Annotated in this window: 14 protein-coding genes; 9 read left to right on the top strand and 5 right to left on the bottom strand. The window is 62.3% G+C overall.

What is annotated here, in order from left to right:
* Positions 1-10 precede the first annotated feature (10 nt).
* Positions 11-1,771 carry a hypothetical protein gene (locus ILFOPFJJ_RS02160; RefSeq protein WP_173508931.1) on the bottom strand — a complete coding sequence of 587 codons (1,761 nt, stop codon included), beginning with the start codon at positions 1,769-1,771 and terminating at the stop codon, positions 11-13.
* 142 nt (positions 1,772-1,913) lie between these two features.
* On the opposite strand from ILFOPFJJ_RS02160, the gene ILFOPFJJ_RS02155 reads away from it, so the two are divergent.
* The 3 genes from ILFOPFJJ_RS02155 (at position 1,914) to ILFOPFJJ_RS02145 (ending at position 4,664) form a co-directional block, all read left to right on the top strand.
* Positions 1,914-3,017 carry an inositol-3-phosphate synthase gene (locus ILFOPFJJ_RS02155; protein WP_173508930.1) on the top strand — a complete coding sequence of 368 codons (1,104 nt, stop codon included), beginning with the start codon at positions 1,914-1,916 and terminating at the stop codon, positions 3,015-3,017.
* Positions 3,014-3,613 carry a histidine phosphatase family protein gene (locus tag ILFOPFJJ_RS02150; RefSeq protein WP_173508929.1) on the top strand — a complete coding sequence of 200 codons (600 nt, stop codon included), beginning with the start codon at positions 3,014-3,016 and terminating at the stop codon, positions 3,611-3,613. The genes ILFOPFJJ_RS02155 and ILFOPFJJ_RS02150 overlap by 4 nt, the downstream gene beginning before the upstream one ends.
* Positions 3,614-3,686: 73 nt before the next feature.
* A complete protein-coding gene (locus tag ILFOPFJJ_RS02145) occupies positions 3,687-4,664 on the top strand; it encodes a glycoside hydrolase 5 family protein (protein WP_173508928.1) in 978 nt (325 codons plus the stop codon).
* Here the strand turns inward: ILFOPFJJ_RS02145 and ILFOPFJJ_RS02140 are convergent.
* The 4 genes from ILFOPFJJ_RS02140 to katE all read right to left on the bottom strand — a co-directional run bounded on the left by ILFOPFJJ_RS02140 (position 4,562) and on the right by katE (position 9,655).
* Positions 4,562-6,001, bottom strand: a complete 1,440-nt coding sequence (locus tag ILFOPFJJ_RS02140; protein WP_173508927.1) for a Coenzyme F420 hydrogenase/dehydrogenase, beta subunit C-terminal domain — start codon at positions 5,999-6,001, stop codon at positions 4,562-4,564. The genes ILFOPFJJ_RS02145 and ILFOPFJJ_RS02140 overlap by 103 nt on opposite strands.
* Complete coding sequence (locus ILFOPFJJ_RS02135) at positions 5,988-7,052, bottom strand: polysaccharide pyruvyl transferase family protein (protein WP_173508926.1); 1,065 nt, start codon at positions 7,050-7,052, stop codon at positions 5,988-5,990. Before ILFOPFJJ_RS02135 ends, ILFOPFJJ_RS02140 begins: the two co-directional genes overlap by 14 nt.
* Positions 7,053-7,185: 133 nt before the next feature.
* Positions 7,186-7,461, bottom strand: a complete 276-nt coding sequence (locus ILFOPFJJ_RS02130) for a hypothetical protein (RefSeq protein WP_173508925.1) — start codon at positions 7,459-7,461, stop codon at positions 7,186-7,188.
* A 76-nt stretch (positions 7,462-7,537) separates the two neighbouring features.
* A complete protein-coding gene (gene katE, locus ILFOPFJJ_RS02125) occupies positions 7,538-9,655 on the bottom strand; it encodes a catalase (RefSeq protein WP_173508924.1) in 2,118 nt (705 codons plus the stop codon).
* 391 nt (positions 9,656-10,046) lie between these two features.
* Between katE and ILFOPFJJ_RS02120 the strand changes: the two genes are divergently transcribed.
* The 6 genes from ILFOPFJJ_RS02120 to ILFOPFJJ_RS02095 all read left to right on the top strand — a co-directional run bounded on the left by ILFOPFJJ_RS02120 (position 10,047) and on the right by ILFOPFJJ_RS02095 (position 17,797).
* Positions 10,047-12,032 (top strand): protein-L-isoaspartate(D-aspartate) O-methyltransferase, encoded by a 1,986-nt coding sequence (locus ILFOPFJJ_RS02120; protein WP_173508923.1) that lies wholly within the window; start codon positions 10,047-10,049, stop codon positions 12,030-12,032.
* Positions 12,033-12,134: 102 nt separating this feature from the next.
* Positions 12,135-13,133, top strand: coding sequence for a cytochrome c oxidase subunit II (gene coxB / locus ILFOPFJJ_RS02115; RefSeq protein ID WP_173508922.1), 999 nt, complete (start codon positions 12,135-12,137; stop codon positions 13,131-13,133).
* Positions 13,130-15,652 carry a cbb3-type cytochrome c oxidase subunit I gene (locus tag ILFOPFJJ_RS02110; RefSeq protein ID WP_173508921.1) on the top strand — a complete coding sequence of 841 codons (2,523 nt, stop codon included), beginning with the start codon at positions 13,130-13,132 and terminating at the stop codon, positions 15,650-15,652. The genes coxB and ILFOPFJJ_RS02110 overlap by 4 nt, the downstream gene beginning before the upstream one ends.
* Positions 15,653-15,654: 2 nt before the next feature.
* The gene (locus ILFOPFJJ_RS02105; protein ID WP_173508920.1) at positions 15,655-16,053 is read left to right on the top strand and encodes a hypothetical protein; all 399 of its coding nucleotides are present in this window, start codon (positions 15,655-15,657) and stop codon (positions 16,051-16,053) included.
* Positions 16,050-16,691: a cytochrome c oxidase assembly protein gene (locus tag ILFOPFJJ_RS02100; protein ID WP_173508919.1), complete on the top strand. Its 642-nt coding sequence runs from the start codon at positions 16,050-16,052 to the stop codon at positions 16,689-16,691. The genes ILFOPFJJ_RS02105 and ILFOPFJJ_RS02100 overlap by 4 nt, the downstream gene beginning before the upstream one ends.
* The gene (locus tag ILFOPFJJ_RS02095) at positions 16,691-17,797 is read left to right on the top strand and encodes a c-type cytochrome (protein WP_246299446.1); all 1,107 of its coding nucleotides are present in this window, start codon (positions 16,691-16,693) and stop codon (positions 17,795-17,797) included. Before ILFOPFJJ_RS02100 ends, ILFOPFJJ_RS02095 begins: the two co-directional genes overlap by 1 nt.
* Positions 17,798-17,799: the final 2 nt, after the last annotated feature.

The raw sequence follows: 17,799 nt of genomic DNA, 5'->3' as shown, positions 1-17,799 counted from the left end.
CGCGGTCTGATCACACGCTGTCGCGTTCTATACGGCGCAGCAGAAGCTCCGCGTAACGTGACGCGACCGCCTCCAGCCGAGGAACTTCTTCAGCGGCGGCGGCCGACCTTGCCGAAATCCACATGCCGAGCTGAAACGCCAGATAGCAAAGCTCGAGGATTGCCACCAGCTCGGCGTTCACCGCGCGCGAACATCCTTCGGACACGACCGCGCGCAAGTCGGCCGATTCCTGCATCGAAAGCCCGAACTCGATGCTCGCCCCCGCAAGATCCCAGGCAATGTCCTGACATCCAACCAGGTCATGGGCGGCGCTGTGGTCAAGCGCGTCGGCCTTGAGAAAGCCTCGCTCGCCTCCGGCAAGCCACTCCCAGCGATGCAGCCGGTTGTCGGTATCGACAGGCTGCACGAGGCGATCATAGCGCTCGGCGCCGCAGATCAGTCCTCTCAGCCGCGATGCCGCAGCCGCGCCCAGTGCCTCTTCGGTATTGACCATCGCCATCTCGCACAGCTTCGAAAGCGACGCTCCGGCGGTCACCGGCAACGGCAAGCGGCGCGCCCGGAAGGTGAGGTAGCGTCCGAGATGGTGGATAAAAGCCGCGTGGCGGAATTCGCTTGGTGCGGCCGATCTCGCCGCCATCCACTTCTCGACGAGGAAGCCGTGACACAATCCTGCGACGGGGGGTGTGAAGCCGGCTTCGGCAAGGAGGCGTGCCTTGGCCAGCTTGCGCTGGCCTGCGTCTCCGAGCCCGGCAAATTTGACAAGCCATATGTCGTCGGCCGTGTGGGCGAGGAATTTTCTGCGTTCGAATCTCCGGTCGACCGGGGGCGAGGCATGGTGATCGCCATGAAGCGCGTTCCGCCAGGCCCCGGCGGAGACATCTTCGAGCGGCCTTTCGAGCGGGCCGACGAGGTCACCGACCCAGGAGGCGAGACGGCACGGCGGGTGGGCGGCTTCGAGGAGGAGATCATCGACATCGACCACATGACGAGGGCTTGCCACCCAGCGTTGCCGATGGCGACAGCTGGATTCCGGCCCGAGTTCTCCTTTGTGGCCCGGGAAGAAATGAATGCGCTTGTCGTCGACGCCATGATCGTGGAGCCAGTCCGCGATACTTCCGAAGGAACTGCCGGAAAGACCTGGCCCCTCGTCGACGATCGCAAAATTGGCTGCCGGATCACGCAGAAGCCACCGCGAAAGCCGCGACGCCACCGTAACTCGCCTTTGGAAAGGAGGGCCGGTCGGCCGCAGCGTGACCGGTCCGGTGGCGCCGATGCTAGCGGCAACCACTGCCGACAGGCTGGTTCCGATGCTTCGGATGCCGATCACGGTCGCGTTTGCCGTAAGCCCGGAGCGTACGGCGGCTTCAACGTAGCTTTCCGGATAGAGAGCGTAAAAGCTGTAGCCCTCCGCCTCCTTGATGCTGAGCGAAAACGGCGCCCGCAGGTCCGGTAACAACGCTGTCACACGCGGCGGCACGGTGAGCGGACCGGCCAAGCCCTGCCGCCAGGAGCGGACGACGAGCCGCGCCAGATCAAGAAGAACGAGACCGCCGATCTCACGCCGTGCCGACAGGTCGTCGCCCGCCACCTTTTCGAATTCGATGTCCGACAATCCCTGCACGAGCTCGCCGGCCTTCAGCAGGATGCCGACGAGTGCGGCGTGGCGCTCTATGCCCGGCTGTCGATGTTCGAGCTCCCGCAACTGCGCCGCGATCGCCGCGCACAACGCGTCGGCGCGCTCCGAACGCGTCACATCACCATATATGAGCATGGCTTCGTCCATCGCTGCACATTCGCCTTCAACGCGCCTCGGCTGAATTCGATCCGCTATGCGCGAGAAACGGGAGAAGGAACCATTCCGCCGTGCGCGGGTTTGGCCAGCATTGTAGATACTGCGCAGGAGTAGCGGACAGATGCGATCGAAATCCATTCGGGTCGGGCTGGTCGGGATCGGGAACTGCGCGTCCTCCCTCGTTCAGGGGCTGACGTTCTATCGCAGTGCGAGTGAAGATGAACCCGTTCCAGGACTGATGCATGTCAATCTCGGCGGCTATCACGTCCGCGATATCGAAGTTTCTGCAGCCTTCGATGTCGCCGCCGCGAAAGTCGGACGTGACGTGGCGGAAGCCATCTACGCCCCTCCGAACAACACTTTTCGCTTCGCTGATGTCGCTGCCACCGGCGTCGTTGTCCAACGCGGCAGAACACTCGACGGGATTGGGCGCTACCTGCGGGAGGAAATCGAGGAATCCGACGCGCCTGCAGCCGATGTCGCGGAAGTTTTGCGACAGACGGAAACAGACGTTCTCATCTCCTATCTCCCGGTCGGCTCGGAGATCGCGACGCGCTGGTATGCGGAGCAGGCGCTCGCCGCCGGCTGCGGTTTCGTCAACTGTATCCCTGTCTTCATCGCCTCCGACCGGTCGTGGCAGCGAAAATTCGCCGAGCGCGGGCTGCCGCTGATCGGCGACGACATAAAAAGCCAGGTCGGGGCCACGATCGTGCACCGGCTGCTCGCCAATCTCTTTAGGGACAGAGGCGTGCGCATCGACCGGACCTACCAGCTCAATTTTGGCGGCAATACCGACTTCCTCAACATGCTGGAGCGGGAACGGCTCGAATCCAAGAAGCTCTCGAAGACGCAATCGGTCGTCAGCCAGATGGACATTCCGCTTGCAGCCGGCGACATCCATGTCGGACCCAGCGACCACGTGCCTTGGCTGGCCGACCGCAAGTTCGCCTATATTCGCGTCGAGGGCACGACGTTCGGCAACGTCCCCCTCAATATCGAGTTGAAGCTCGAGGTATGGGACTCGCCCAATTCGGCCGGCGTGGTTATCGATGCGATTCGCTGCGCGAAGCTCGCGATCGACCGTGACATCAGTGGTCCGCTGATTGCCCCGTCGAGCTATTTCATGAAGTCCCCGCCACAGCAATTCACCGACGCCGAGGCGCGCAGGCGGCTGGAGGAGTTCATTGCCGGTGATGCAGACGCACTCCTGGGGGCAGCAGAGTGACGACTACGTTTTTGCTGGTGCGGCACGCCGCGCACGACAGGGTCGGCAATTTTCTCGCCGGTCGGACAAGCGACGTCCCGCTCGGCGACGCCGGTCGCGCGCAAGCCAAGCGTCTGGCAGCGCGCCTCGCCGGTAAGGACATCGCGGCGATCTACGCCAGCCCGCGCAGACGGACGCAGGAGACGGCAGCGGCAATCGCCGCCGCATCCGCGATTGCAGAGGTGAAGATCGCGGACGCCCTTGACGAAGTCGACTTCGGTTCCTGGTCGGGCAAGACCTTCGAGGTCCTCAACACGGACCCGCTTTGGCAGCAATGGAATTGCAGGCGCAGTCTGGTGCGCACTCCGGGCGGCGAGACGATGCTGGACGTACAGCACCGGGTGATGGCGTTCGTCGAAGCGCTGGCAGCGCGCGACCGCGACAAGAAGATCGCCCTTGTCAGCCACGCCGATGTCATCAGGGCGCTCATTTGCCATGTCCTCGGTCTATCGGTGGACGCCTGGTCCCGACTGGAAGTCGGGCCGGCCTCCGTCTCCGCCGTGACGGCGGGCGATTGGGGCGCGAAGGTCCTTATGGTGAACGCGGACTTCACGTGAACGCGGCGAAGCGCCGACGTCGCGCGATGCTTCAAACGGAAACAGCCTGGCCACCGGGCGTTCGGAGGTAAGAATGATAGAAGCCGCCATGATCTGGAACGAGCCGAACAACAAGTCGCATTGGGATCCCGAGATCGATCCGGACTGGAGCCGCTTTGCACATATGGCAAAGCTGGCCGCGGATGCGATCCGGGACGTCAACCCTGGGCTCACGCGGGTGCTTGGCGGAATTTCGCCGATCGATCCGGGGTTCATAGGCCTGATGAAATCCTATGGCGTCCTCGACCACATCGATGCCGTGGCGGCGCATGGTTTTCCGCTCGACTGGAACCTTTGGCAAATCGAGGAATGGCCACGGAAGGTCGAGGAATTGCGTGCCGTGACCGATCTGCCGATATGGATCAGTGAGGTTGGTGTTTCGACCTTCGGCGCCGAGGAAGTGCAGCTTTGGGGGCTGAAGAAGACGGCCGAACTGCTCAAGGGCAGAGTCGAGCGAATTCAGTGGTACAGCCTCTACGACCTGCCGAGCGCCTGGCCCGCGACGACCCGGCACAAGGAGGCGGAGGGCTCGTCCTACTACCGGCATTTCTACATGGGTCTTTTGCGTGAGGACGGTTCGCCCAAGCTGGCGCTCGAGGAGTTTGCCCGGCACACCCCGGAGATCGGCCTCGTGCAATGGTTCCATTTCGAGGACCCCCGTCTTGACGAGGCCGTTTCATGGATGAAGCGCCTCGGCGTCACCCACCTGCGCACCGGCCTGTCCTGGGCCGACCGTTTCCGGCCAAACGCGCTTGCCTGGTTCGATAGACAGATGGGGGCGCTCGAAGAGTTCGATGTCACGGTCACTTTCTGTTTCACACCGGAACACAGGGGCCTGGCGCCGCATCACACGAGCGCGCCGATCGTACCGGAGGAATTTGCCGATTTCTGCGCGGAGATGACCGCGCGCTATGCCCCCGGTTCGTCGTCGCTAGATGATCTGCCTCGATCGCCTGTCTGCTCTTCGCGGCAAATGTGGTCGATGAGCCTGCCGATCCAGCCCCGCGAATAGGTCACGCCCTGATAAAGGGTAAGCATCGTCGAGGCCCAGCGGATATAGACCGTCGGCAGACGCGATATCCTCGCGAGCCAAAACATCCGGTGGCTTTGTGCGCTGATCGAGCTGCGCAGCCAGTAGACGATCATCCGCCGCACCCTCAGGCCGCCCCGTTGCGGCGCGACGCGCTTTTTCGGCATGACACCGTGCCGCCGCCGGTTCAGCCGAAAGGCGAGGCCTTCGCGTCTCTGCCTGAACCCGGCAGCCTGCGTTTGCACCACAAATGCGCTGTCGACCTCCTGCAGCTCGAGCCGCCCTTCATCGACTGCGCCGTCGATGAGCCGTTGAAGCAGAGTGGAGCGCACGACAACGACATTCGTGCCGCGCCCGTCGGATGCATAGGGTTCCACCCAGGCGTCGCCAAAGGAAATGTCTGCGGTTTCGGCGACGACATCGTCGCAGAAATTGCACGCGGAGTTCTGGAAGAAGCCGGCCCCCCAGTCGCCGTCCGCCAGATGCCACCAGTCCTTGCTCCTTGTGCTTCCGTCCTTCAGAACGAGGTGGGCGGTGTACCAGTTCGCTGGCCTGCGGGCATCCTTCAGTCGGAAATCCACCCCCGCGACAGCTTCGATTCTCTCGCCCATCTGCCAGGCGATGCTCTCGACGAAACGCGCGCTTTTCATATGTCCGCAGAAGAGCCCTAGCGTAAAGGCAAGGCGTTCGCGCAGCACCGGATCCTGCAGGCAGAGGAGATGCAGGGCCTTGATGAAGCAGGGGATACCGACGACTGCGTAGCGGCCCGGACAGCGTCTTATTTCTTCGATGATCCCGGACAGTTCCACCGGATAATAGCGTGACTTGGCGCCCGCGCGTATGTCCTCCACGGTCCGCGATATACGATAATGGAACAGAGGTCCCAGGGTCCCGCGTCGAGGAACCACGTGAGCAACACCGTCGACCAGGTTCTTTTCCAGAAGCTCCACCGCCGTCCAGTTGGCCATGCCACCGGAACTGCCGTCGGTACGAAAGCTGTGCTCACGGACATGTCCCACATAGGCGGCCTCGAAGCGCCCGATGCGCGAATCGAAGTATCTTGCCGACGCAAACCGCCCGCGGGCAATGTCGTCTTCATTCCTGGCGTCAGGCGAGAACGGACACAGCTCAGCGAAGCGCGGCGGGGGACGGGATGCCGCCGGTTTGAACTGGCCATAACGATCCAGCCGCATCCCGGCGGCATTCCCGTTGGACTGCGCCATACATACGCCGCAGCCGATGCACAGACCCGAAGCGTCCATCTGTCTCGGCGCAAGGGAGGAGCCATCCGGTGGCGCCCGATCTTCAGTCGAGGACATTGGTCAAATAGCTCCGCGATTGCAGGCGGAGCTGCTCGAGCCGGTTCTCGATGGCCGGACTCGGCGCCACGCCGAGAATGCTTTCATAGTCCGCCGGAGGCGTCTTCTGCGACACCACGTGGCGTTGCGCACCGACCATGCGCGTGAGGTCGCGGACCTTGTTGGAACGGTAGTCGGACAGGACGCAGGCGAAAGGCTTGCCATTGAGAAGCGCGAATACGCAGCCGTGAAAGAAATTCGTGGCCACAGCTTCGGCACCGGCAATGAAGCCGGCGAAATCGTAGGGTCCGCCGTCGAGCCACTGCTCGTCCGCCCAATCGTTGCGGTAACCTATGCTGATGAGAGGAAGCGAGCGGGATGCCGTCCAGCGGCGAACCTCCTGCTGAAACCAGGACGGAAACGAGTGCCCGTAGACGGCAACGTAGGGGCGCGGGATAACGAGGTTGCGGCAGGGCGCGATCGTTTCAGGAAATTGCAGGCACGGATCAAGGACAAGCGCCGCCTCGCGTCCAAGCGCCCTCTCGATGATCGTCCTTGAATTTTCGTCGCGCACGGAAATAGCATGAAACTGCCGGAGCTTATCCGCCCAATAGCTCTCAAGTCCGTTCGCGGCGGGATGACTTCCAAAGGTCGCCGCGTAGGAAACGATCCTCTTTGCCGAGAGGCCCTCTCCATAGAAGAGGGGGACCCCGCCGTACCAGGGATGTCGAAAATTCCAGACTTCGTCGCTGCCAACGACGACGAGGTCGCAATCTTCGGGGGCGAGCGGCTCGTCAAGCGCAAACGCCGCGCTGAGCGGAAATGATGCGAAAGCGTTCTGGAATTTCCTGATTTTCGAGGCGTAAAGCGAGATGTCCGACCGTGCGGTCCTCGCGGGCAGCAGCGGCTGCAGCGCGCAGCGCCACTCGGCGCGGCTGACACGGTCGGAACGATGGTCGAGAACGACAGGTTTAGCGCCGAGCGAACGAAGACCAAGGACCAGACAGCGTGCCTGCCAGAACGACCCGTAATTGATGCAGCGATGAAACGTCAGGACACCAAGCTTCGCCAATGGCCTTTACCTCTCGGCCCATCTAACCAGCCCTGTCGAGGCAGGTTCCGCCGCAATCGCCGACTCATCATTCCTCGAGCCGAAATCGGCTGAAGGGCATGCGGCAACTCGAATCGGCGCGAACCGGGCCATCTCAGTCGAAGATGGTGCCCTTGGCGCCCTCATATTCACGAGCGAGCGTTTCGATCGCCGCCGATGCCTCCTCGAAGGTCCAGCCCGCCTCTTCGGCCCTGTGGGCGAGCGCGAGCAACTCGTCCGTCATCTCTCCGCCGATCGCTGCGACGATGCTGTCCTGAGACGTCGTAGCCAGGTCCGAAACGGCTGGTCTCAGCGCGGCGACGCAGTCCGTCTGGCGCCCCGGATAGTCGGACGACTGTTGAGGCCGGGAAATCGCTTGTGTTTCCTCCATCTCTTTCTCCATTGCTGTTGCTGTTCGAGAGTGATCACCGGTCGAGACGTCGCGGTTACCCTCGCTTGGCACGCCGCTATTTCAGCTTCACAGAAGGTTCTCTTGCCCAAACGCGCAGGCTGCCGAGGCTCTTGATGAAGGTCTGGACACTCTTGGCATCTCCGAGACTGATTGTTCCCTCGTCGAGAGCGCTGGCGATGCCTGCCCTCTCCAGCAGGGGCACGGCCGCCTCGACGTAGCCGATGTACTTGCAATGGGCGAAAGCGTCGGCCACGAAATCGCGCGCCGCTGCGACGTCCACCAGTTCCGATACGGCGTTAGGCGAAGGCAGGAGAACCACCGCGTCGTACAAGACGGACGGGGCGCCCTCGATCATCTGATGCGCTTGCATCCATTGGCCGTCCGAGGCCGTGATACCTCCGACCTTCGGCGCAATGAACTCGAACACGGCCCCTTCCGTGATGACCGCCGTCGTCACGGCCTTCAAAACCGACGCATCGGTCCCGTCCGTCACAAGTATGCCGAGCTTTCGGCCTTCGAAGCGTTTCGGACCCCGCTCGACGATGCTGAGTGCTGGCGAGGGGTCGAGGTCCTGGCGTGTGGGCACGGCGGCATCCGCCGGTTTTGGAACGGACTTGAGGCCCAGCGCATGCGCCACTTTCTTCCCGAGCGTTTCGTCGATGTTGAGGAGATGCGACACCATGCGTTCTCGTATCGCCGGCGTCTGCACCTTGCTCAATTCGAACGTGAGCGCGTCGGCGATGTGACGTTGTTCCGGCGGCGTCTGGCTGACGAAGAACAGGCGAGCCTGGCTGTAATGATCGGCAAAGCTCTCGGCGCGCAGGCGGACCTTGGGGCCTTGCTCGTCGGAAGCGAAATGCCGGAAGCCTTTCATCGGCGATTCACGCGGACCCTCACCCCAGGAATTCGGCTGATAGTTCACACGTCCGACCGGGTTGCGCATGGCCATGTGGCCGTCCTGCTGAAAATGCTGGAACGGACATTTCGGCGCGTTGATCGGAATGTGGGTGAAGTTCGGGCTGCCGAGCCGCTTGAGCTGCGTGTCGAGATAAGAGAAGTTGCGGCCCTGCAGCAGGGGATCATCGCTGAAGTCGATGCCGGGCGGCACGTTTTGCGTCATGAAGGCGACCTGCTCGGTCTCGGCGAAGAAATTGTCCGGCATGCGATCGAGGACCAACCGCCCGACCGGCTTGGTTGGCAGGACCTCCTCCGGGATGATCTTGGTCGGATCGAGAATGTCGAAATCGAACCTGTCGGCAAAATCCTGATCGAAGAGCTGCACGTGCAGGTCCCATTCGGGGAAATTGCCCGACTGGATGGCGTCCCACAGGTCGCGCCGGTGGAAGTCCGGGTCCGCCCCGTTGATCTTCACGGCCTCGTTCCAGGCGACGGACTGGAGCCCAAGCTTCGGCTTCCAGTGAAACTTGACGAACGTGGATTCGTCCTTCTCGTTCACGAAGCGGAAGGTGTGAACGCCGAAACCCTCCATGAAGCGGAAGGAACGCGGAATGGCCCGGTCCGACATGACCCACATGATCATGTGCATGCTTTCCGGCGTCAGGCTGATGAAATCCCAGAAATTGTCGTGGGCCGACTGCGCCTGGGGAAACTCGCGGTCCGGCTCCGGCTTCACCGAGTGAATGACGTCCGGAAACTTGATCGCGTCCTGGATGAAGAAAACCGGGATGTTGTTGCCGACGATGTCCCAGTTGCCTTCCTTGGTGTAGATCTTGACCGCAAAACCTCGAACGTCGCGCGCGAGATCGGCGGACCCCTTGCTGCCCGCGACCGTCGAAAATCGTACGAAGGCCGGCGTTCGCTCCCCCGCTCGCTGGAAGACATCCGCCCGCGTAATTGCGGAAAGAGATTCATAGGTCTCGAAATAGCCATGCGCCCCATAGCCGCGCGCATGCACGACGCGCTCGGGAATGCGCTCGTGATCGAAATGAAAGAGCTTTTCGCGAAAATGGAAATCCTCGATGAGCGTCGGGCCACGCTCGCCCGCGCGCAGACTGTTTTGGTCGTCGGCAACCGGACCTCCTTGCGCGGTCGTCAAAATCGGAGTTCCGGTTTCGGCAATCTGATGCAACTCACCTCCGTTGCCACGCGTTAGCTTCTGTTCGTGAACCACGGCCGACTTGGAATTTGCCGGGCGCGAGTTTCTCTTGGCCATGGGAATTCTCCGTCGATCGGGACACGGGAATGCATCACAAACCAATGCGTGGGATGCTTGGTTCCCAAGAAAGATCGCGGAGGGCAAAACTGCGGCCCGGCTTTGCGGTTGACGGAAGCAGCCGACCCTTCGCTGGGGTTCCATCGAGCCTGCCGAGCCGCAGATGGAGCCAAGAACATTGCCGCGGACGCCGCGACTGCTGGGACTTGACGACCTCCGGCGAATGCCGGCCCAAAATGGGGCTCACGCAGCGCTCCATTCGGAATGGTCACGCGCGGAACATTCGCGCCCTTCACTGGTTCCGACTGAACCACGAAAACCAGCTCGCACGCGACTGTGAGACAGCTCCGGCGGGTGCCTGTTGATCATCAATAATGCAAGGGAATCTCTCATGAAGATCGATCTTTCCCGTGCTCGCGACCGGATGGTGGACCTTCATATCGTCCGCCGCGGGATCGATGATCCCCGCGTCGTCGAAGCCATGCGAGCTGTTCCTCGCGAGGCATTCGTCGATCCAGGCTTTGAGGAGTTCGCCTATGAAGATACTGCGCTCTCGATCGGCGAAGGACAGACGATTTCGCAGCCCTACATCGTCGCGTTGATGATCGCGCAGGCCGAGATCGAACCCGGCGATACGGTGCTCGAAATCGGAACTGGCTCTGGTTACGCAGCCGCTGTTCTGAGCAGGATCGCCGCCCATGTCTACACGATCGAACGTCATGCGACGCTCGCAAACGAGGCCAGAAAGCGATTTGCCAAGCTCGGCTACGACAACCTCGATATTCGCATCGGCGATGGAACGAAGGGCTGGCCGGAAGCCGGCCCCTTCGATGCCATTCTCGTGGCGGCCGGCGGGCCCGGGGTGCCCCAAGCGCTGAAGGAACAGCTCGACCTTGGCGGTCACATGGTCATACCCATCGGACCGGCCGGTGAGCAGCGCTTGCTCAAGGTGACACGCGTCAACGCCACCACCTTCGAAGAGCACGACCTTGGCGGGGTGCGCTTTGTGCCGCTGATCGGCGAGCATGCCCGGAAAGAAGAACCGTCGCAGCCTGCCCGATCGACCCGCCGCCCGCCTGCGCGGACGCTCTCCGAGATGGTGGCCGACGCGGCCGAACCACTACCGGATATCGACGATCCGGCATTCGGGCGCCTCTTTGACCGTTTTAGCGATCGCCGGGTGGTATTGCTCGGGGAAGCAAGTCACGGGACCTCGGAATTCTATCGCGCTCGCGCCGCGATCACCCGCCGGCTGATCGAGGAGCACGGCTTTACAATCGTCGCCGCGGAGGCCGACTGGCCGGATGCGGCAGCCGTCGACCGGTATGTCCGGCATCGCGCACCCAAGAGAGGGATGAAAGCGCCGTTCCTGCGCTTTCCCACATGGATGTGGAGAAATCGCGAGGTCATGGCATTCGTCGACTGGATGCGCGAACACAACCAGGACGTTGCCGGGGAGAACCAGGCCGGGTTCTATGGGCTCGACATCTACAACATGCGCGAATCCATTGCCGCCGTCCTGGATTATCTCGACAAGGTCGATCCGGCCGCCGCGACAATCGCACGCGAACGCTACGGGTGCCTAACCCCCTGGCAAAACGATCCTTCCACCTACGGTCGGGCGGTGCTCACCGCCAGCTACCACAAGTGCGAGGAGGCCGTGGTGCGTCAATGCCGTGAACTGCTGCAGCGACGCCTGCACGCCACCGACAGTGACGGGGAGCAGCTTTTCGACGCCGCACAGAACGCCCGGTTAGTTGCCTCCGCCGAGCGATACTACCGGATCATGTATTACGGGAGCGCCGAATCGTGGAATTTGCGCGACAGCCACATGTTCGAAACGCTCGAACACCTGCTCGAGTCCCAGGGGCCCGCTTCGAGGGCCGTCGTCTGGGCACACAATTCACACATAGGCGATGCCCGCCACACGGAGATGGGGGCGGCTCGCGACGAGTTGAACATCGGCCAGCTTTGCCGCGAACGCTTTGCGGAGCAGGCCGCCTTGATCGGTTTCGGAACACACGGCGGCAAAGTGGCCGCGGCAAGCGACTGGGACGGCGAAATGGAGACGAAGGAGATCCAGCCTTCCCTCCCCGGCAGCTACGAACGGCTTTTTCACGACTCGCGGGTTGATCGCTTCCTGCTCGATTTTTCACGCGACGACGCTTTGCGCCAGCGTCTGAACGAGCCGAAGCTCGAGCGATTCATCGGTGTCATCTACAGACCCGAGACCGAACGCATGAGCCACTACGCCCATGCATCTCTGCCGCAGCAATTCGATGCGTTTGTCTGGTTCGACCGGACGACGCCGGTAGCACCTTTGATGCCGGAGCATGTAAGCCCGGGCGTGCCGGAGACGTTCCCCTTCGGGCTCTAATCGCCAGCGCGGCGGAGTCCCGGCTGCAAGCCAGCGGGAACTTTGAACGCAATCAGGGGTTCCTCCGCGGAATGGTTTGCGCGTTGAAAGACGGACATCGCCGTGGTTTATGGTTGCCATCCCGAGCAGCGCCGCTCGACATTCGGGCGCTACGCGACAGGCGCGCCGTTTCTTTGCTGCGGGTGCACCGGACGTCAATCGGCGCTTGACACCGCCGGATCGGAAGCGGACGCCACTTCATTCCTGTTCTGGGTCTTGGTGAGCACCGGCGCGTTCATCTGGCTCGCCGTGGTCGGCCTTCTTGTTTACGCCCTGCGCGATCGCCGTCACATGTGGAGCGAAGACGCCGCCGGCAAGCTCATCCTGTGGGCGGGACCGATTTTTTCCTCCGTGGTGCTGCTTGCGCTCCTGACATACGCGTTATGGCTGATGCCGGGCCTGCGACCTTCGAGCGCCGGTGCCTTGCGCATCGAAGTCACCGGTACTCAGTTTTGGTGGCGGGTCGCCTATCACCAGTCGCCGGGGCCGCCGGCGATCTCTGCCAACGAGATAAGGCTGCCGGTGGGCGAGCCGGTCGAGCTGGTGCTGCGAAGCGACGATGTCGTCCACTCCTTCTGGATACCGTCGCTCGGCGGCAAGATGGACATGATACCGGGTCGCACGAACAGGCTCTCCCTCCTGGCAAACAAGGCGGGCATCTATGGCGGCGTATGCACGGAGTTTTGCGGGACGTCGCACGCGCTGATGGCCTTTTCTGCCGTGACAATGCGACCGGACGACTTCGATCGTTGGCTGGCCGCTCAGTCAAACCCCGCCGCGAACGCGGGAGGGTCGGGCAAGCATCTCTTCATGAAACACGGTTGCGGAAGCTGCCACCGCATCGACGGCACGGAGGCGCGCGGACTGGTCGGACCGGACCTGTCTCACCTTGGCGGAAGGGAAACGGTCGGCGCAGGCATCCTCCCCAACACCGAAGACGCAATCGCTCGCTTCATTGCGGAGCCCGGAGTTCTCAAGCCGGGAACCCGAATGCCGTCTTTCGCGATGTTGCCGCCGGACGAGATACGAGCCATCGCCACTTATCTGAAGGGGCTCAAATGAGTGTTCGACCTGACGCAGACACGCGCAAGATCCGCCATGCGCAGGCGGAGCGATTGCGTGCAGTCTGGGCGAATCCAAGCGGCTGGCGCTACTGGACGTCGGTCAATAACTTTCAAGTCGGACTATGGTATTCGTCGGCGGCGTTCGCGTTCATGCTCTTTGGCGGCGTTCTGGCGCTGTTGATGCGCTTGCAACTGGCGACGCCGGTGAGCGACCTGTTTTCCGCGGATTTCTACAATCAGGCCTTCACGCTCCACGGAACGGTGATGATGTTTCTCTTCGCCGTGCCGATCTTCGAGGCTGCGGCGATCTTCCTGTTGCCGCCGATGCTGGGCGCCAGGGAATTGCCTTTCCCGCGGCTAGGTGCGTTCGGCTTTTGGAGTTTTCTGATCGGCGGCGTTTTTGTATGCGGCTCCATCTTTTTTGATGCGGCGCCGTCATCGGGATGGTTCATGTACCCGCCGCTCGCCACCGATCCCGAGTTGTCCGGAGTAGGCGCCGACATCTGGCTGCTCGGCCTGTCCTTTATCGAGATCGCGTCGATAGCAGCGGCAGTCGAGCTGATCGTCGGCATCATGAAATGCCGCGCGCCGGGCATGCGCATCAATTTGATGCCTCTGTTTGCCTGGTACCTGCTGATCGTCGCGGGAATGATCCTGTTCGCCTTTCCGCCGCTGATTGCCGGGGACATCCTGTTCGAGATGCAGCGAATGTTCGACTGGCCTTTCTTCGATCCGACACGCGGAGGCGATCCGCTGCTATGGCAGCACCTGTTCTGGATATTCGGTCATCCGGAGGTCTATATCATTTTCCTGCCGGCCATTGCGTTGATGGCCATGATCGTGCCGACCTTTTCGCAACGGCCGATCGTCGGATACTCCTGGATCGTTCTCGCCGCCGTCGGCACCGGCTTTCTATCCTTTGGCTTGTGGGTTCACCACATGTTCGCAACAGGGCTGCCGCAGATTTCGCTGGCCTTCTTCTCGGCGGCATCGGAAGCGGTCGTCATTCCAACCGGCGTGCAGCTTTTCGTCTTCATCGCGACCATGCTTGCCGGCCGGGTCATCTTCTCGGTCCCGATGCTCTTCGGCGTTGGCGGCATCGCCATCTTCGTCATCGGCGGATTGACGGGCGTCATGGTGGCGCTCGCGCCTTTCAACTGGCAGGCGCACGACACATATTTCGTCGTGGCGCATCTCCATTACGTGATGATCGGCGGTATGCTGTTCCCGGTCGTGGCCGGGATCTACTATTATTATCCTCTCATAGACGCGAAGCACCTCTCGGACGCGCTCGGACGCATAGCGTTCTGGCTGATGTTTGCCGGCTTCAACATCGCGTTCTTTCCCATGCATCTGACAGGCATGCGCGGCATGCCTCGCAGGGTATTCACCTATCAGACGGAACTCGGTTGGGATTGGCTCAACCTGATTTCCACCACGGGCGCCTTCGTCTTTGCCTCCGGTGTGCTGCTCGTCGCTTTCGACGTTCTCCGGCCCAAAAATCGTTACCTCCGTGGCGAGATGAACCCTTGGCGGGCCGGCACGCTCGAATGGATATCGGAACCCGAGGAGAACTGGGGCGTGCGCTCGATTCCGGTGATCACGAGCCGCTATCCGCTATGGGACCAGAAGACGCTGATGCGCGATATCAGCGAAGGACGCGGCTATCTCCCCGACGCAGAGGAAGGCCGGCGAGAAGGGCTCGTCACCTCGGTCCTCGATGCCAGGCCCCTGCAAGTCCTGCGCGTCGGCGGAACGTCCTATCTCACAATCGTTTCGGCTGCATCGCTCGGCGCAACTTTCATCGCGCTTACCTTTCATTGGTGGATTGCTTCGTTGGTGGCTGCGATGGCGGCCTTCACTGCCATCGTCTGGTGGCTCTGGACCGGAACGGCCGAGATCCCGGAAAAGCCGGAGAAGGACGTCGGCCTCGATCTCACATTGCCTATCTATGCCTCGGGCCCGGCGTCGGTAGGCTGGTGGGCGATGTTCATCACCATGGTCGGCGACAGCACCGCATTCGCAAGTCTCGTCTTCGGATACTTTTTCTATTGGACGATTCACCCTGATTTTACCGGCGGCATCGACGGTCCAGGTTCATTCTGGCCGTTGCTGGCGCTGGCACTCTTTGCCGCGGCATGGGGCCTGACCGTCGTGGCCCGACGCTACAACACCAAGGACGACGTTCTCGTCATGCGGCTTTGCCTCGCGGTCTCCTTCGCTTTGACCTGCGCCGCAAGCGTCGCGGCCCTCCAAGGGCCCCGGGCGCACGCGATGCAGCCGACCGCGCATGTATACCCGGCGATTGTCTGGATACTGGTCATATGGGTGCTGGCTCATGCCGCAGTCGGTGCCGTCATGCAGGCCTATTGCCTGGCGCGCAGCTTCGCAGGCCGCCTGACGCGCCAATACGATGCCGATCTGAGCAACGTGGTTCTCTTCTGGCATTTTCTCGTGATCACCGCCGCAATCACCTTCCCCGTGATTGGGCTCTTCCCGCAAGCCGGATGGAGGTAGCGATGCGCACGACGCCTCCACGATCGCGTCCCAGCGGCGGCCTGGAATCGCTCTGGACACTCTTCACGGCTCCGGTCGTCTGGGCGGCTCACTTCCTGATCTGCTATCTGGGCGTGGCAATCTATTGCGCCAAACGCGACCGGTTCCCAATCGGCTTCGATGCAATTCGTGTCGGCATAGGCGTGGCGACGGCATTCGCGCTTGTCGCCATTCTGGTGTCTGCCTGGCTCGCCTGGCGGCAATGGGGCTTCGGCGCCCACGACCCGCCGCATGATGAGCCGACGCGCCATGACCGCACGCTCTTCCAGGGTTTCGCCACGCTGTTGCTTTCCGGTCTGAGCTTCATCGCAGTGGTCTTCGTCGCGCTGCCGGTGCTGTTCGTGACGGAGTGTTTGCAATGAGGCGGCTGGCACTCCTGTCAGGGATGGCGCTGCTGGCCCTGATTCTTACAGGTTCCCTGCTCCCGGGTTCGCAAGGATCGTTTACCGCCCATATGCTGGCGCATATGGGCATAGTCGCGATCGCGGCACCGCTGATAGCGATGGGGTTGAGCACACTCAGGATCCACCGGTCCGCTGCTGCCCTTCTGTTTGCACCGGCAACGCCTCTGATTGCCTCGTTCGTCGAATTTGTTGTCGTGTGGACATGGCACGCGCCGATCTTGCGCGCGCTCGCGCGGACCAACGTCGCGGCTCTCCTGCTGGAGCAAGCAACCTTCCTCGCAGCAGGGCTTTTCCTGTGGCTTTCCTGTATCGGACAGCACGGCGGAAGGGACCAGGCGGCGCTCTCCGGGGCCTTCGCGCTTCTTCTCACGTCAGTGCACATGACCTTGATGGGCGTGCTGCTCGCCCTCAGCCCGAGGCCTCTCTATGGGAGGGACTCTGTCGTCTGTTTTGGTAATCCCCTCAGCGCCGAGCAGGACCAGGTGCTTGGTGGGGTCATCATGCTCGCCGTCGGCGCTGTCGTTTATCTCACCGGAGGGGTGACGCTCCTGGCTCGGCTATTGGCGCCGGGCCATCAAAGGAAGGCAGAGGGCTGATGCACGTCAACTGGAAACACGTCGCCGTAGTTCTCGCTATTCTCCCTTTCGCGGTGGTTCTCGGCGCCTGGATCGGTTTCTTCAACGTGGGCGCGTCGAGCGGCCATTGGAAGATCACCGACTGGTTCCTGCATTTCGCAATGCGGTCGGCAGTCAGAACATATGCTCTTGCAGTTGAAGTCCCTCCGGAGCTGCCGCACCACGCCGTCCAGACGGCGGCAGGCCACTTTGCGCGTGGTTGCGCCCTTTGCCACGGCGCACCGGGCGAACCCCGCTCGCCGGCAGTCTTGCGCATGCTGCCGCAGCCGCCGGACCTCGCCGAGCGCGTCAACACCTGGAGCGATGCCGAACTCTTTCGCATCGTCAAGCATGGTGTGCGGTTCACCGGAATGCCGGCCTGGCCCAGCGAACAACGCGAAGACGAGGCTTGGGCGATGGTCGCCTTCCTGCGCCGACTGCCGGCGCTTGGCGTCGAGGGCTATCGCGATCTGGCATACGGCCCGGCGGGTGCGCTCATCGATCGGCCAACGACCTTTCAGCAGGCTCTCGCCGAATGCACGCGATGCCATGGCGTGGATGGCCGGGGTCGCAGCACCGCGACGCCGGTCATCGCAGGCCAAAACGAGACCTACCTTCTGCAGAGTCTCGGCGCTTACGCCGAGGACCGCAGAGCGAGCGGCGTCATGAATGTGGTCGCAAAGATCGTCGACCGTCGCCACTGGCAAGGCCTCGCAGCGCATTTCGCAGCATTGCCCCCACCCCCGGGAAGACCAGGCACTGCGACAGAGCTTGTCGAAGCAGGCAGGAAACTTGCCACGGAGGGAAATCCGTCAAGACGTATTCCCGCCTGCCTTGTCTGCCACGCGAGCCGAGATCGCAATCCGGTATTCCCATCGCTGGCCGGCCAGCCAGCGCCCTATGTCGAGCAACAACTCCGCCTCTTCCGCGAGGGGCGGCGCGGCGGCACCGGATATGGACATTTGATGCGAGAGGTAGCGAGAACGCTTTCCGACAACGAAATCGTGGCGCTGGCCGCATACTTCGCAACCGCCGAGTCGCGACCGGCGCGTTCCATCGCCATCCGGTCCGGACGGGAATCACGATGAAC

Origin of the sequence: Sinorhizobium psoraleae (genome assembly GCF_013283645.1) — a bacterium.
In the GTDB taxonomy this organism is placed as follows: domain Bacteria; phylum Pseudomonadota; class Alphaproteobacteria; order Rhizobiales; family Rhizobiaceae; genus Sinorhizobium; species Sinorhizobium psoraleae.
This window is presented reverse-complemented; position numbering and strand designations above follow the sequence as displayed.

Coding starts and splice junctions, on each gene's coding strand:
- ILFOPFJJ_RS02145 (WP_173508928.1), top strand. CDS start 3,687: ATGATAGAAGCCGCCATGATCTGGAACGAGCCGAACAACAAGTCGCAT.
- ILFOPFJJ_RS02140 (WP_173508927.1), bottom strand. CDS start 6,001: ATGTCCTCGACTGAAGATCGGGCGCCACCGGATGGCTCCTCCCTTGCG.
- ILFOPFJJ_RS02110 (WP_173508921.1), top strand. CDS start 13,130: ATGAGTGTTCGACCTGACGCAGACACGCGCAAGATCCGCCATGCGCAG.
- ILFOPFJJ_RS02155 (WP_173508930.1), top strand. CDS start 1,914: ATGCGATCGAAATCCATTCGGGTCGGGCTGGTCGGGATCGGGAACTGC.
- ILFOPFJJ_RS02120 (WP_173508923.1), top strand. CDS start 10,047: ATGAAGATCGATCTTTCCCGTGCTCGCGACCGGATGGTGGACCTTCAT.
- ILFOPFJJ_RS02105 (WP_173508920.1), top strand. CDS start 15,655: ATGCGCACGACGCCTCCACGATCGCGTCCCAGCGGCGGCCTGGAATCG.
- ILFOPFJJ_RS02095 (WP_246299446.1), top strand. CDS start 16,691: ATGCACGTCAACTGGAAACACGTCGCCGTAGTTCTCGCTATTCTCCCT.
- ILFOPFJJ_RS02130 (WP_173508925.1), bottom strand. CDS start 7,461: ATGGAGGAAACACAAGCGATTTCCCGGCCTCAACAGTCGTCCGACTAT.
- katE (WP_173508924.1), bottom strand. CDS start 9,655: ATGGCCAAGAGAAACTCGCGCCCGGCAAATTCCAAGTCGGCCGTGGTT.
- ILFOPFJJ_RS02160 (WP_173508931.1), bottom strand. CDS start 1,771: ATGCTCATATATGGTGATGTGACGCGTTCGGAGCGCGCCGACGCGTTG.
- ILFOPFJJ_RS02100 (WP_173508919.1), top strand. CDS start 16,050: ATGAGGCGGCTGGCACTCCTGTCAGGGATGGCGCTGCTGGCCCTGATT.